We start from the raw sequence: 14,971 nt of genomic DNA on the forward strand, positions 1-14,971 counted from the left end.
CTCCTGCATGGATATGCGAGGTCAACTCGCCTCAGGAGATGGGGAGTTGTGGGGAAACCCCGCTACAGACCGAGCCTTTCACGTATTCGACACAACTGACAAGCGAGCTGTTCAGATGCCGACGGGCCCCGACTCCGTTGGGAGCGGGGCCCGTCGGCGGGTGCGCGCGGGTCAGACGGCGGCCGGATCCGCGGCCGGGAGGCTGTCCATGAAGGAGCTGACGGAGAACACCGCGTTGCCGGGTCCGGGCGGGCCGTATCCGGGCGGGGAGGTCAGGCCGAACTCGTCCATGGTGGCGCGGTAGGCCTCCAGCAGACGGATGTGGTACTCCAGCGGGGCGCCCTGCGGGTTGGCCTTGCCGAGCGGGGTGGTGGGCTCCGGGCACCAGGTGGTGAAACGGGGCGTGATGCCCTGCGACATGAAGAAGCGCAGGCCCTCGGTGGTGGACGCGACGGCCTCGTCGACGGTGGTGAAGCCGAACGGCTCGGCCATCTCCACGCCCGCGACGAAGTTGGGGATGACGTTGCGCGCGCCGAACACGTCGGCCGAGTCGAGGATGCGCCGGTGCCACTCGTCGCGGCCGACGTAGCGCTCCTTGCCGGGGCAGTACAGCTCGAACAGGCGGCGGTCCCACACCTCGTAGTTGGGGTGGTAGATCTGCACGCCGTAGTCCTTGAACCGCTGCACGTCGTCCTTGGGCAGCGCCTGCGCGACGACCTTGCCGATCCAGCGGCCGGGGAAGTGCTCCTCGATGGCCTTGGCGTACATGCCGTAGAAGTCGGCCTCGTCGCGGCCCTGGAGCTTGGAGGTGATGGCGCCGCCGGTGAGCGTGTACGCGGTCGACGCCTTCGCGGTGTCGTACCGGTTGATGATCTCCAGCGCCTCCAGGACCTCGTCGACGTCCTTCACACCCGTGTACGGGCGCCCGGCGGCCTTGTGCTGGCGCCAGTTGTGGTTGATGTCGCAGTACTGGCACTCCTCCTTGGCGCCGAAGTACTGGCAGACCCGGAAGACGGTGAGGTAGATCAGATAGCCCCACTGGATGGTCGGGGCGACCTCCATCACGGACTTCCCGTTGGAGAGCTTGTGCCGGTAGTACTCCGGCATGGGCGGCACACCCACGTCCGCGATCCGCGTGCCGTCCAGGTAGAGGCCGAGCAGGCCCTCCTCGTCGGCGGCGACCCGGTAGGGAGAGGCGGGGTTCACCCGTACGGAGACCACGGTGCGGCGCAGGTCGTAGGGCCCGCCGGTGAGGATGATCTCCTCCGGGGGCCGGCGCAGCGCGGCCTCGCCCAGCTCGGGGAGGGTGCCGTGGTCGAAGGAGAAGATGAAGTACGACTTGGGTTTCACCTCTCCGCTCTCGTTGTCGCTGAGGGCGGACGCGTCGAAGGCCACGCCTCCGCGAAGCAGGTCCTCCTTGAAGACGGCCTCCCGCGGCACGTGCGGGAAGCGCTCCATCAGATCCTCGACGAGCGCGGTGCGGCTGCCCATCCCGTGTCTCCTCCCTAGTCCAGTCGTACGACTCCTCACGGTATGCCCCTTCCCGATCGGACGCGCAGGCGGGTCCGGGCTCGGGGCGGTCCGGCCCGTGGTGATGTGATGTAACCGACACGCTCCACACCTCGGAGAGGGGACCGCATGACCGGCAGCGCGGCGGTGACGAACTGGGCGGGCAACATCACCTACGCCGTCGGCGAGCTGCGCCGGCCGCGGACACCGGACGCCCTGCGGGCGCTGGTCGCCGGGAGCCCCGCGGTGCGGGTGCTGGGCAGCGGGCACTCGTTCAACCGGATCGCCGAGCCGCCGCCGGGCGGGGTGCTGCTCTCGCTGGAGGCGCTGGACGCCGGGATCGAGGTGGACACCGCGGCCCGTACCGTCCGGGTCGGCGGCGGTGTCCGCTACGCCCGGCTCGCCGAGGCGGTGCACGCGCGGGGGCTCGCCCTGCCGAACATGGCCTCGCTGCCGCACATCTCGGTGGCCGGTTCGGTGGCGACCGGCACACACGGTTCGGGGGTGCGCAACGGCTCGCTGGCGGCGGCCGTGCGCGAGGTGGAGCTGCTGACAGCCGACGGGTCCACGGTGGTGATCGGCCGGGGCGACGAACGGTTCGGCGGCGCGGTGACCGCGCTCGGCGCGCTCGGGGTCGTCACGGCGCTGACGCTGGACCTGGAGCCGGCCTTCGAGGTCGAGCAGCATGTTTTCACCGAACTGCCTCTGGCGGGGCTGGACTTCGAGAAGGTGGCGGGGGCCGCGTACAGCGTGAGCCTGTTCACCGACTGGCGGGCCCCCGGCTTCCGGCAGGTGTGGCTGAAGCGGCGCACCGACCAGCCTCTCGCGGAGTTCCCCTGGGCCGCCCCGGCAGGCGAGCCACGGCACCCCGTGCCCGGCATGCCCGCGGTGAACTGCACCGAGCAGCTCGGGGTGCCCGGCCCCTGGCACCGGCGGCTGCCGCACTTCCGCGCCGAGTTCACGCCCAGCAGCGGGGAGGAGCTGCAGAGCGAGTACCTGATGGCGCGCCCGTACGCCGAGGCGGCGCTGGGTGCGCTCGACCGGGTCCGGGACACCGTGGCGCCCGTGCTGCAGATCTGCGAGGTGCGCACGGTCGCCGCCGACGAGCAGTGGCTGAGCCCGGCGTACGGGCGGGACTCGGTGGCGGTGCACTTCACCTGGGTCGCCGACGCCGGGGCCGTGCTGCCGGTGGTGCGGGCCGTGGAGGCGGCGCTGGAGCCGTTCGGGGCGCGGCCGCACTGGGGCAAGGTGTTCGAGACGCCGACGGCGCGGGTGCGCTCCCTGTATCCGCGCGGGGACGACTTCGCGGCGCTGGCCCGGGAGCTGGACCCGGCGGGGAAGTTCGGCAACGCCTTCGTGCGGGACGTGTTCGGCGGCTGAACTCCCCCGTGCGGGGTCTCAGTGGTCGGCGCAGCAGGGTGTCGGTTCGGGCACCTCGAAGGGGACGAGCACACCGCCCGCGGCGGGCATGGCGGCAAGGACGAGGTCACCGTGCCGCCACTGCGGGCGGACGTGGTCGCGGGTGACCACGGGGGTCTCCGGGGGCGGTGCGCCCGGAGAGCCGAGGACGGTCACCCGGTCGATCGCGGTGCGCCGGGTGACCACGGGGGTCTCCGGGGGCGGTGCGCCCGGAGAGCCGAGGACGGTCACCCGGTCGATCGCGGTGCGCCCGAGCAGTTCGGCGACCGTGAGGGTGCCGGTGACGGCGGCGGAGCCCGGGTACAGGACGGCTCGGCCGGCGGTGTCGGGGAGGCCGTCGGTCACCTCGTACCCCCGGGCGGCGAGTCCTTCGCGGGCGGCGCGCAGATCCCGCGGCGTGGGCAGGGTGAGGGAGACCGCGACCCGCGGCCGGCCGTCGCGCAGCAGGTGCGTGCAGCCGAACGCGCCCTCGGGGAGGGCGAGTCCGGCCGCCAGCGTGTGCAGCAGACCACAGGTCGAGCCACGGGTCGGCGTCGCCGACCACGTCGATGGCGGGCCCGCCGGGTCGACGTTCTACTCCAACCCCATCTGGGTCCTGCCCGCATGACCGGCCGCTCCCTGACCGTGGACACGGGGGAGCGGGACCTGCGCGCGGCCGACCGTGAACGACCGGGGCGTGGAAGCCGGTGCCACGTGCGCGACGGCTCGCCGAGCGGTTCACAGTTCTCCCAACTGATGTATGTGGCAGGCTTGTTGACGCGGTGCCGGAAGTGATGGAAGGAACCCGCGGAGCGGACGGGAGACCGGATGGGCGACCGGGACGAACTGCTGGCCGAGTTGCGCGACCTGATCGACGCGGCCGTCGACCGGCAGGACGGCACCGCGCTGCGCACACCCGCCGCCGAGCGCACGGCCGCCGCGCTCACCGCTGCCACGGACCCGGCCGCGGATCCCGAGGCGGCCTACGTCCTGGGCTGGTTCCATTGGCTGGGCTTCGAGACGTCACCCGACCCCGGCGGCCAGGACCCGGCACTGGTGGAGGCCGTCCGGCTGCTCGCCCCGGTGTACGACGCCGCGCCCCAGGCGATGCCCGACCTGCTGCGCCTGATGCTGAAGGGCGGCCCGCAGGACGGCGTGAGCGGCGGGGCCGCGCTCGAACTCGGCCTGGCCGTCACCCTCGCCTACGAACGCGGCCGGCATCTCCCGCTGCTGAAGCGGGCGGTGACCCTGTTCCGGGCCGCGGTCGCGGGCCCTTTCGAGATTCCGCTGGACCGCGCGATGGCCCTGAGCAACCTCGGCCACGCCCTGCGGATGCTGCACGAGGAGGGCGCCGGGGGCGGGGAGCTGGACGAGGCGGTCGCGGTGGCCCGGCAGGCCGTCGCCGTCACCGAGCACCCCGAACACCTCATGTTCCGGGCCAACCTGGGAGTCGCACTCCTCCAGCTCCACCACCGCGACAAGGACATGGCGGCCCTGGAGGAGGCCGCCGCCCTCGCCCGCGGCGTCGTCGCGACGGCCCGGCCCGGGGACCCGAACCTGCCGCGCTACCGCAACAACCTCGGCGTCGCCCTGCACACCCTCGCCGAGGCACGCGAGGACCCCGTCCTCGGCGAGGAGGCACTCGCGCTGACCCGCGGAGTCCTGGAGGTGCTGCCCGACGGCCCGGCGCGGATCGCCCAACTGCACATCCTGTCGCTGGCGTTGCGCACCCAGTACGAGCGGGTGCGCGAGCCGGGCCTGCTGGACGAGGCCGTGGCGGCCGGGCGCGCGGCCGTCGCCGGCACGCCCGAGGGGCACTCGGACCGCCCCCAGCGGCAGGACAGGCTCGTCGTCTGCCTGGTCCTGCTGTTCCTGCGGACCGGGGAGCTGACCGTGCTGGAGGAGGCCGTCGGCAACGCGCGGTCCGCCGCCGACACCTCCGAGGCCCCGCACCGGCCCCGCCACCAGGCCGGCCTGACGGAAGCCCTGCGGCTGCTGGCCGAGCACAGCGACGCCCCGCAGGCCGCGCACGAGGCCGTCGCGACCGCCCGTGCCGCGCTCGCCGCCGGGTCCGGCGACGAGGTGACGCGCCGGGACCGGGTGGGCGCCCTCGGCACCGCGCTGTACGCCCTGTACCAGTACACCTCCGACCTCGGCCACCTCACCGAGGCCGTGGCCCGCGCCCGCGAGGCGCTCGCCGCCCTGCCCGTCACCGGCCCGGACCGCTTCCGGGAGCTGAACAACCTCGGGATCGGGCTGCGCACGCTCTACGAGGCCCTCGGCACCGGCGAACTGCTCGACGAGGCGGTCGGCGTGCTCCGCCGGGCGCTGGCCGCGCTGCCCTGCGACCACCCCGCGCGTCCCACCGCCCTCACCAACCTCGCCACCGCCCTCATCCGCAAGCACGAGCGCGTCGACAGCGTCCCGCTCGCGCACGAGGCCGTCGCCGCCGCCCGGGAGGCCGTCGCCACCACCCCGCCCGGCCACCCGGACCGCCCCAGCTGGCAGAACAACCTCGTGCTGGCCCTCAACGACGTCGGCACCCGGCTGGGCCGGTCCGATCTGCTGCGCGAGGCGACCGACGTCTGCCGCGAGGCGCTCACCGCCCTGCCCGAACGGCATCCGCGCCGGTGCGTCCTCCTGAACAACCTCGCCAACAGCAAGGTGGCCCTGTTCGAGCTCACCGGCGACCTCGCCCTGCTGCACGGGTCCGTGACGACCGCGCGCGCCGCCGTCGACGCCACACCCGACGGGCATCCCCACCGGGGCGTCCACCTCAACGGCCTCGGCCGCATCCTCCAGCACCTCACCTGGAACACCGGCGACTCCGCGCCGCTCGCCGAGGCCGTCGCCGCCTGCCGGGCCGCCGTCGCCGCCGCGCCCGAAGGCCCGATGCGCCAGATGTTCCTGGGCAACCTCGGGGCCACCCTCTACCTGGCATTCCTCCGGCAGGGCCGCCGCGAGGACATCACCGAGGCCGTCGGGATCTGCCGGGCGACCGTGGGGGCGCTCGCCCCGGACCATCCGCTGAGGATCGTCCACCTGCACTCGCTCACGGTCGCGCTGCTGGTGCACGCGCTGCTCGGCGAGGGCGGCCCGGACGCCGTGGACGAGGCCGTCGACTGTGCCCGCGAGGCCCTCGCCGGCCGGGCCGCCGACGACCCCGACCGGGTCCGCGGCCTGGCGGACCTCGCCTACGCGCTGCGCGCGCGGTTCCTGGTCCGGGACGATCCCGGCCCGCTCACGGAGGCGGCCGCCGTCACCCGCGAGGCGGTCCGGCTGCTGCCTCCCGGCTCACCGCTGCGCCCCGGGCTGCTCCACGACCACGCGGTCACGCTGCACCTGCTCCAGGAGCACACCGGCGACGCCGCGCTCGTGCCGGAGATCCTCGCCGCGTCGCGCGAGGCGGCGGACGACCCGTCGGCACCGATCACCGTCCGGGTGGCGGCGTACCGCAGGACCGCGGTGCTGCTCGGCCGGGCCCGCGGGTCCGACGGGCCCCACCCCGGCGGGCCCGGCGCGGACGATCCCGTCGCCGAGGCCCTGGCCGCCGCCGAGGCCGCCGTCGCGCTGCTGCCGCGACTCGCGCTGGACGGACTCGACCTCGGCGACCAGGGGCATCAGATCGGCGAGGCCGGTTCGCTCGCCTCGGCCGCGGCGGCGGCCGCCCTCGACGCGGGAATGCCGGGCCGGGCCGTGGAACTGCTGGAGCAGTCGCGGGGCGTGCTGACGGCGGACTCGGGGACCGACGGCGGCACCGAGGGCGACCGGCTGCGCGCGACGGTCCCCGAACTGGCCGAACTCTTCGAGGACGTACGCTCGCGGCGGGAGGCCCTGAACCAGCCCGTCCCCCCGCCCACCGACACCCCGCAGCCCTACGACGTGCGCGCCGCGGCCCGCCGGGAGGCGCAGACCGAGTGGGAGGCCGTACTCACCCGCATCCGCTCGCTGGACGGCTTCGCCGGATTCCTCGCCCCGCCCTCCGCCGCCCGGCTCACCGCCGAGTCCGCGGAGGGCACGGTGGTCTACGTCTCCGCCGCGCCGACCCGCTGCGACGCGCTCGTCCTGACCGGCGACCCGGGCGAACCCGTACGGGTCGTCCCGCTGGACATCACGGAGCGGGACGTGCTCGCCCGCATCCGGACCCTGGGCGGGGCCGTCGACCGCGCCGCCGACGGCTCGGTGGGCCTCGACGACCGGGAGAGCGCCCAGCACGACATCCTCGGCGTACTGGCCTGGCTCTGGGACACCGTCGGCGAGCCGGTCCTGGCCGCGCTCGGCCGCACCGCGGCCCCGGCGCCGGGCGAGCCGTGGCCGCGGGTGTGGTGGTGCCCGGTGGGCCTGATGGCCTATCTGCCGCTGCACGCCGCCGGACACCACGCGGACGTGGCGGCCACGGACACCGGCGCCCCGCCGCCCCGCACCGTCCTGGACCGGGTGGTGTCGTCCTACACGGCGACCGTGCGCGGCCTGGCACGGGCCCGTCGGCACCGCCACCGCGGCGGCGCCGCGCCCGCCGGACGCGCCACGGTCGTCGCCGTGCCGGAGGCCCCCGGCGTCGCCGGACTCCCCGGCGCCCTCACCGAGGCGGAGCTGCTCGCCGGGCTCCTCCCCGGCGCCGCGGTGCTGCCCCGCCCCACCCGCGCCTCCGTGCTCGCCGCGCTGCCGGCCCATCCGGTGGCCCACTTCGCCTGTCACGGCGCACCCCACCGCATCGACCCCTGGCGCGGCCGGCTCATCCTCCACGACCACGACAGCGACCCGCTGACCGTCGCCGACATCGGCGCCCTGCGCCTGGACGGCGGGCTGGCCTACCTGTCCGCCTGCAACACCGCGCTCACCCCGTCCCGGCTCGCCGACGAGGCCCTGCACATCACCGGCGCCTTCCAGCTCGCGGGCTATCCGCATGTCGTGGGCACCCTGTGGCCGGTCTCCGACCGTGCCGCCCATCAGCTCGCCGCCGACTTCTACACCCGTCTCACCGGCTCCGGCTCCGGCCCGCCCGACCCGCTGCGCTCCGCCGACTCCCTGCACCACGCCACCCGCGGCCTGCGCGCCCGCTACCCGCGGACCCCGACCCTGTGGGCGGCGCATACGCACACAGGCGCCTGACACCCCCTCAGAACGCTGTGCCAGACTGCGCCCGGAGCCTGTCGGAACAGCAGCGAGGAGCAGGATGAGCACCAGCGAACCGGCCGTCCGGTCCGACGGCGGCGGACGCCGGTGACGCCCGAGCCACTCGGCCCGTACAACCGCAGGGTCCGCCTGCTCGTCGAGGTCCGGGACGACCAGGACGAACGGGAGCTGACGACAAGCCTGTTGACCGCCCAGGGCTGGGGCGTGCGCCCGGCCCGGGACGCCGACTCGGTCACCACCGCCGACGGACACACGGCGCTGCTCGTGGAGATACCGGTGCACGGCTCGACCTGGACCGCGAGGTCGGCGGCCGTGGAACAGCTGACCGCCCTCGCGGACCGGCGCAAACTCGACCTGTGGGTGCGGGAGAGCAAACTCGTCCCGCGCAGATCCGCCGATCCGCACACCACCTTCCACGTCCACCGCAGGGTGCCGGACGACGCGGGCCCCGTCCTGCGCTGGTTCGCCGAGCACTGGATCGCCGTCGGCGGCTGGGACGTACGGCACACGCTGCATCTACGCGGCCCGTACGCCGAGGAGCGGCGGGAGCAGGCGCTCACCGAACTGGCGGGGCGGAACATCGGCGGCCCGGCGTTCGACCCCGGGGCGCACGACATACGGCGGAGCATGGGCCCCGGCGACTCCGCCGCCGAGCCCGCGGAGCAGGGGCGGAACACCGCGATCGCCGTGGTGCTGTGCGCGATCGCGCTGGCGTGCGTGACGAGCGGCGGCACGGTCGGCGCGTACCTGTCGCCGTGGCGGTTCACGGCCCTGCTGGTACCGGCCGCGATCTCCTGGCCGGTGGGCGCGTGGCTGACCGCGAACGCGCCGCGCCCGTGGCTGGTCCGCCTCGGCTGCGGTCTCGTCCTGACCGGCGCCATGACGTTCCTCGGCTGGATGTGGGGACGGGACGACGACCTGAGGCTGTCCGGGCTGCTGGCGGGCCTGGGCATCACCCTGGGCGTGGGCCTCGCGGGCTTCGGCCTCTGGTACGCGCTCAGCGCCTCCTGGTTCAGCCGCAACGTGCAGTGGTTCCTGCCGGTGCTCGTCGCGCCGCTGCCGTTCGCGATGCCGTGGGTCGGGTCGTTCCTGCACGCCGTCTATCTGGAGGACGTGTTCGGTGTCCCGGCGAACGCGGTGCACGTGGGCTTCTACTGGCGGTACGCGGTGGCGTTCCGGCCGCTGGCCGTCGCACTGCTCTTCCTGCTCGGCCTGATCGCGCTGGCGGGCTGGGCCCGGCACTTCAATGTGCAGGCGCTGATCAGCGGGTTCTTCCGCGTGATGCTGGGCCTCGCGGGGCTGGTCGCCGTCCTGACGGTGGTGCAGCTCGCGCTGGACGACGTGGAGCGGGCCGCCGACCGGGCCATGGACGCGGCCGCGGAGGGCCGCCGCCCCCCGGCCTGGTTCGGGCTGCGCCCGGAGCTCGTCTGCGTGCGACCGCTGAACAAGGAGACCGCCGTGGTCAACGGGCCCGTCCCGACCAGGCACCCGGTGGTCTCGTTCCAGCCGAGCGGGGACACCGTATGGCTCTGGGACCCCGACCCGGCCCGCGGCGAGGAGACCGCACGGCACGCCCTTCGCGTCCGCGCGGAGGACGTGGCGCTGGTGACGACCCGGGGAACGCGCTGCTGAACCTGGGCCCACTAGGCTTTTTCCTGGATACCCCAGGTTTCTCGTCGAGGAGGCGGCCCCATGGCCCGTGCCGGTGTCACCGTGGACCGGCTGGTCGCCGCCGCGGCCGAACTCGCCGACGAGGCGGGCTTCGAGCAGGTCACCCTGTCCGCGCTGGCCCGGCACTTCGGCGTGAAGGACGCGAGCCTGTACGCGCATGTGCGCGGCCTGAACGATCTGCGCACCCGGCTCGCCCTGTACGCGGGCGGCGAGCTGATCGACCGGATCGCCGAGGCGGTCGCGGGCCGCGCGGGCAAGGACGCCCTGGTGGCCTTCGCGAACGCCTACCGGGAGTATGCCCTGGCGCACCCCGGGCGGTACGCGGCGACGCAGATCCGTATCGACCAGGAGCTGATCGCCGGCTCGCCCGCGATGCGCCGTACCGCCGACATCACCTACGGCATGCTCCGGGCGTACGGCCTCGCCGAACCCGATCTCACCGACGCCGTACGCCTGTTGCGCAGCACCTTCCACGGCTTCTGCGCCCTGGAGGCGGCCGGCGGCTTCGGCGCACCGCGCGATGTACGGCGCTCCTGGGACCGGGCGGTCCAGGCCCTGCACGTGGCCCTGGAGAACTGGCCGCGCGAGGGGTGAGTCAGAGGGTCAGCTGGAACTCCAGGGCGGTGTGCGTGGGGCGGTAGCCGAGCCGGTCGTTGACCCCGCGCATGGGGTGGTTGTGCTCCGCCGTGTCGGTGAGCAGTCCGCCGAGCCGGGGGTGGCGCTCACGGGCGTGCAGGATCGAGGCGGCCTTCAGCAGGGCGCCGAGGCCGTGCCCCCGGTGCTCGGGCAGGACGGCCGTGCCGTAGTGCTGGGCGTCGCCCTCCCCGCTCCCGGGGACGACGAGTTCCGTGAAGCCCACGAGGGATCCGTCGGTCTCGTCGACGGCGGCCACGGTGTGCAGCAGGTCGCCGCGGTCGGCGACGGCGGCGGCAGCGGCCCGCACCCGGTCCAGGTCCCAGACGACCCGGCCGTAGTCGACGGTCCCCATCGGCATGTCGTCCATGGCCCGGCGCGAGGCGACGTAGCTCTCGGCGAGCTCGTCGGGCACCACGCCCTCCCAGGACGTGAGCCGGTACCCGGCGGGTGCACCGGCCACGAGCGCGGTCAGCGCCGGCACATCCGCCGACGCCAGCGGCAGCCGGGCGTGGATCAGCGTCAGCGCGGTCTCGAAGCCGCGCGCGCTGAGGAAGCCGGCGCCCGGACTCCCGCTGTCGGCCTGGGCGACGACGCTGCGCCGTCCGTCCTCCCGCGCGGCGTCGACGGCGGCGCCGAGCAGCAGCGTCGCCACGCCCCGGCGGCGTTCGGCGGGGTGGACGCGGACGTCGGCCTCGGCGAGATGCCGCTGCCCGTCCCTGTCGAACAGCCGCAGCGAGGCGGTGCCGAGCGGGCTGCCGTCCTCCCCCGAGGCGAGCCACACGAGCCGCCGTCCGCCGTGGACGGCGGGGTCGGCGAGGGCGGACAGACGGACGGGCGATCCGGTGCGCGTAGAGGTCAAGGAGACTCCGTGGCCGAGGGAGGGCCGCCCATGCGAGGGAGCCCGAAGACGAACGCCACCCTGCACTCCCCGCCGCCGTCGCTCAACCGGGTTTCGCGGTCCGCCTCACCCGGAGAGCGCCTGCACCTCCTCGTACGACAGCACCCGCTCCCCCGCCTCCTCGCCGCCCAGGACGGCGAGCGCGGTCTCCAGGGCGGCGCCGAGGGCCCGCCGGTAGAGCAGGGAGCCGAGGCTGATCCGGTGGACGCCGAGGTCCGTGAGGCGGGGAACGGCGGGCCCGGCGGGGGTGAGGAGAACGTTCAGCGGGACGTCCAGCCCCCGCAGCGCGCCGGAGATGTCGGCCGGGTCGGCGATCCCGGGGACGAACACACCGTCGGCGCCCGCCTGCTGATAGGCGTCGAGCCTCTCCGCCGTGCCGCTGCCGTCCCCCAGCCAGTACGTGTCCGTGCGGGCGTTGACGAACAGCCCCGGCGCGGCCGCCTTCACGGCGGCGATCTTCTCGGCGTGCAGCGCGGCCGGCCCCAGCCCGTCCTCCAGATTCACCCCGACTGCACCGGCGGCCGCCAACTCCACCGCCAGCCGGGCCACTTCCTCCGGGTCGTCACTGAACCCGCCCTCCGCGTCCACCGACAGCAGGAACGGCTCGGGCCCGAGGGCCACGGCCAGCCGCAGCGTCTCCTCCCGCGTGGCCGAGGCCCCGTCGGGCAGCCCGGCCGCCGCCGCGACACCGAGGCTGGTCGTACCGACGGCGGCGAACCCGTGCGCGGCCAGGACCCGCGCGGAGGCGCAGTCCCAGGCGTTGGGCAGCAGCAACGGATCACCGGCGCGGTGCAGGGCGGCGAAGGAGGTCGAGTCGCTCATGGGACGACCGTAGCCGCCAAGGATGCGCGTCGGGCCCGACGGGCGCACGCTGAGGTGATGGACGGCGGAGACGCCGCGGACCGGCGGTGCGGGGCACCGGGGCGGTCATGACCGCGGAGACACCCCCGCCGCCTGCGGAGGAGCCCGTGTTCCGTCGGGGCCCGCAGGAGCCGAGTCATGCGCATCCGGTCCTCGCGGCTGTCGCCGGTGCCGTCATCGGAGTCGGGGCGGTCGGCGTCTCCTGGACCTTCGCGGGCGGCGGCGGGGGCCCCGCGGGCCCGCCGCCCACCCTCGCGTCCTGGACACCCACCGCCTTCACCCTGACCGGGACGTTCGAGCTGGCCGACGGAGCGGTCGGCGACGGCGACGGCGGCTGCCGGGGTGAGGGCGGCTACGACGACATCTTCGAGGGCACCGCCGTCACCGTGTACGACGCGGCGGGAACCGTCGTCGCCACCGGCCACCTCGGCGAGTCGATGCCCGCGGGCGGCACCTGCCGGTTCGACGTGTCCGTCGGTGACGTCCCCACGGGCGAGCGGTTCTACCTGGTGAGGGTCTCGCACCGGGAGACGGTGCTGCTGACGGAGGCGCAGGCAGCGGCCGGAGGCTTCGGCGCCACTCTCGGCTGACCGATGCACGGAACTCGCGTTAGCGTCGGTACATGACCGCCGGCACCACACCCGCCCTGCCCTCCGCCCTCGCCGCGGGGCCGCTCGTGCTCGACGGGGGGATGTCCAACCAGTTGGAAGCCGCCGGGTGCGAGCTGGGGGACGAGCTGTGGTCGGCGCGGGTGCTGATGGAGCGGCCCGAGGCGGTGGTGGGGGCGCATCTCGCCTACTTCGAGGCGGGGGCCGGTGTGGCGATCACGGCCAGCTATCAGGCGACGTACGAGGGGTTCGCACGACGGGGACTGGGGCCGGCGAAGGTCGCGGAACTGCTGACGCTGAGCGTGGAGTCGGCCCGTGAGGCAGCCCGTCTGGCCAGGGCTGGAGGCATCAGACGGCCGCTCTGGGTGGCCGCGTCCGTGGGGCCGTACGGGGCGATGCTCGCCGACGGCTCCGAGTACCGGGGCCGCTACGGCCTGAGCGTGACCGAACTGGAGCGTTTCCACCGGCCCCGTATCGAGACGCTGGCCGCCGCGGGCCCCGACGCGCTCGCCCTGGAGACCGTCCCCGACACCGACGAGGCCAGGGCCCTCCTGCGCGCCGTCCGCTCTCTCGGCGTCCCGGCCTGGCTGTCGTACAGCGTCTCCGGCGACCGCACCCGCGCCGGCCAGCCGCTGGAGGAGGCCTTCGCGCTGGCGGCCGACTGCGACGAGATCTTCGCCGTCGGCGTCAACTGCTGCGCGCCCGAGGACGTGACCCACGCCGTCGCCACGGCCGCCCGGGTCACCGGCAAACCCGTCGTCGTCTACCCCAACAGCGGCGAGTCCTGGGACGCCGGCGCCCGCGCCTGGGACGGCCGGGCCACGTTCGACGCGGCCCGGGTCGAGGCCTGGCGCGAGGCCGGGGCCCGCCTCATCGGCGGGTGCTGCCGGGTGGGGCCCGAAGGGATCGCCACGATCGCACGGGCACTGACCACCTAGCTAGGCGCTGTCGTCGAACTCCCGCCTGCCCCGCGACGCCCTGCACGCTCCCCCACTTCGTGGGAGGTGCCCCCACTCGCCGCACCGGGCACAAGCCCAAGTACGTCCGGTACGAGGGCTTGCACCCGGCACTCCCCCAGAGGGGGACCCCCAGAGCACGCACCTGACGCCGCAGGGCCGCCCTCCGGGCGCCGACGGGAGTTCGACGACAGGCCCTAGCGCCCCGCATCGGGCTCCTCGGGCCCGTCCGGCACCGGTTCGGCCTTCGTGTAGAGGACGTCGCGAGCCTGCTCGGCCGCGCGCGTGATGCTCTCCCCTATGAAGTCGACGAACCGCGCTATGTTCTCCAGCCGCCCTGCGGCCGGGCTGCCGGGGCCGAGGACGGCGACGCCCTGCCGCGCGGTCTCGGCGAGCTGGACGTTGGACCGGGCCGCGGCGATCATCGCCTGGTACCAGAGCTCGTTGTCGACGACATAGCGCTCCCGACGCCCCTCGTCGCGCTGCCGCCGGACGAGATCCTGGCTCTCCAGGAACGCGATCGCCTTGGACACGGACGCCGGGCTGACCCCGAGACGCTGGGCCAGCTCGGACGCGGTGAGGCTGCCTTCGTCGGTGATGTAGAGGGAGGTCAGCACCCTCGCCATCATCTTGGGCAGCCCCTGCGCCATCAGAAGGGTCGTGAACGTCTCCTCGTACGCCCGCACCTCCTCCGGGTCCCGCCCGTACGCCGCATCCGGCGCCCGCCGGTCCCGGGGCGCGGCCTGCCTGCGGCGATGGGCACGCTGCTCGGTGGCGCGGTGGGCGAGATCGGCCCGGTAACCGGTGGGACCGCCGTTGCGCATCACCTCGCGCGTGATCGTCGAGGTCGGCCGCTCCAGCCCCCTGGCGATCTCCGCGTAGGCGAGCCCGTCGGCCAGCCCCGACGCGATCTGCTGACGCTCCTGCTGAGTGAGCCTGCCTCCCGGCATCACACCCTCCTTCATGTTCCGTGATCGCCCCATCATAGCGTTCACCTCACACCATTGCAACGACCGACTCTCCCAACGTTGCATTAAACCCAACTCCATTGCAACAAAATTTACTACCGACCTGCAATTACTCGCCTCATACGCAACAAGCATGTTGCCGATTCCACGAACGCAACGTAGCGTTTCTGTCATCGGAAACGACGAGCGGCAAAGAGCCGAACGGCTCGCGCCACGCCCGAAGGAACCCAAGGAGCCCACCATGCAGACGTTCGCCACTCCCGCCCCCGTCTCCGTCGTCCTGGACGTCCCCGCGGGCCGCATCCAGCTGATCGCCGCCGACCGCACGGA

General features: G+C 74.2%; 11 protein-coding genes and 1 pseudogene. 7 read left to right on the forward strand and 5 right to left on the reverse strand.

The genetic code is table 11. The features are described 5' to 3' along the window. Positions 1-171 precede the first annotated feature (171 nt). Positions 172-1,491, reverse strand: coding sequence for a radical SAM protein (locus tag ACZ6SQ_RS20705; RefSeq protein WP_386387462.1), 1,320 nt, complete (start codon positions 1,489-1,491; stop codon positions 172-174). Positions 1,492-1,638: 147 nt separating this feature from the next. Here ACZ6SQ_RS20705 and ACZ6SQ_RS20710 point away from each other — a divergent pair, with 147 nt between their 5' ends. Continuing rightward, a complete protein-coding gene (locus tag ACZ6SQ_RS20710; RefSeq protein WP_469564037.1) occupies positions 1,639-2,889 on the forward strand; it encodes an FAD-binding protein in 1,251 nt (416 codons plus the stop codon). Between the two features lie 18 nt (positions 2,890-2,907). Here ACZ6SQ_RS20710 and ACZ6SQ_RS20715 read toward each other — a convergent pair whose 3' ends face one another. Then, positions 2,908-3,435, reverse strand: a complete 528-nt coding sequence (locus ACZ6SQ_RS20715) for a hypothetical protein (RefSeq protein ID WP_469564069.1) — start codon at positions 3,433-3,435, stop codon at positions 2,908-2,910. Between the two features lie 300 nt (positions 3,436-3,735). Here ACZ6SQ_RS20715 and ACZ6SQ_RS20720 point away from each other — a divergent pair, with 300 nt between their 5' ends. From ACZ6SQ_RS20720 to ACZ6SQ_RS20730, 3 genes are all read left to right on the forward strand, one after another. Then, on the forward strand, positions 3,736-8,019 hold the full coding sequence (locus ACZ6SQ_RS20720; RefSeq protein WP_469564040.1) for a CHAT domain-containing protein: 4,284 nt from the start codon (positions 3,736-3,738) through the stop codon (positions 8,017-8,019). A 111-nt stretch (positions 8,020-8,130) separates the two neighbouring features. Continuing rightward, a complete protein-coding gene (locus ACZ6SQ_RS20725) occupies positions 8,131-9,675 on the forward strand; it encodes a hypothetical protein (protein ID WP_469564043.1) in 1,545 nt (514 codons plus the stop codon). 60 nt (positions 9,676-9,735) lie between these two features. Then, complete coding sequence (locus ACZ6SQ_RS20730; protein ID WP_469564045.1) at positions 9,736-10,308, forward strand: TetR/AcrR family transcriptional regulator; 573 nt, start codon at positions 9,736-9,738, stop codon at positions 10,306-10,308. A 1-nt stretch (position 10,309) separates the two neighbouring features. Here the strand turns inward: ACZ6SQ_RS20730 and ACZ6SQ_RS20735 are convergent, their stop codons facing one another. Both ACZ6SQ_RS20735 and ACZ6SQ_RS20740 read right to left on the reverse strand, forming a co-directional pair. Next, a complete protein-coding gene (locus ACZ6SQ_RS20735; protein ID WP_469564047.1) occupies positions 10,310-11,209 on the reverse strand; it encodes a GNAT family N-acetyltransferase in 900 nt (299 codons plus the stop codon). A gap of 105 nt (positions 11,210-11,314) precedes the next feature. Next, a complete protein-coding gene (locus tag ACZ6SQ_RS20740; protein ID WP_469564050.1) occupies positions 11,315-12,070 on the reverse strand; it encodes an isocitrate lyase/PEP mutase family protein in 756 nt (251 codons plus the stop codon). A gap of 146 nt (positions 12,071-12,216) precedes the next feature. On the opposite strand from ACZ6SQ_RS20740, the gene ACZ6SQ_RS20745 reads away from it, so the two are divergent. Then, positions 12,217-12,699, forward strand: a complete 483-nt coding sequence (locus tag ACZ6SQ_RS20745) for a hypothetical protein (protein WP_469564053.1) — start codon at positions 12,217-12,219, stop codon at positions 12,697-12,699. Between the two features lie 32 nt (positions 12,700-12,731). Continuing rightward, positions 12,732-13,655 carry a homocysteine S-methyltransferase gene (mmuM, locus tag ACZ6SQ_RS20750; RefSeq protein WP_469564055.1) on the forward strand — a complete coding sequence of 308 codons (924 nt, stop codon included), beginning with the start codon at positions 12,732-12,734 and terminating at the stop codon, positions 13,653-13,655. A 215-nt stretch (positions 13,656-13,870) separates the two neighbouring features. On the opposite strand, the gene ACZ6SQ_RS20755 is transcribed toward mmuM, so the two are convergent. Beyond that, complete coding sequence (locus ACZ6SQ_RS20755) at positions 13,871-14,623, reverse strand: GbsR/MarR family transcriptional regulator (protein WP_469564057.1); 753 nt, start codon at positions 14,621-14,623, stop codon at positions 13,871-13,873. Between the two features lie 151 nt (positions 14,624-14,774). Here ACZ6SQ_RS20755 and ACZ6SQ_RS20760 point away from each other — a divergent pair. Then, positions 14,775-14,971: pseudogene (locus ACZ6SQ_RS20760) on the forward strand (hypothetical protein); the annotation flags it as partial.

The organism is Streptomyces sp. NPDC048600 (assembly GCF_055587025.1).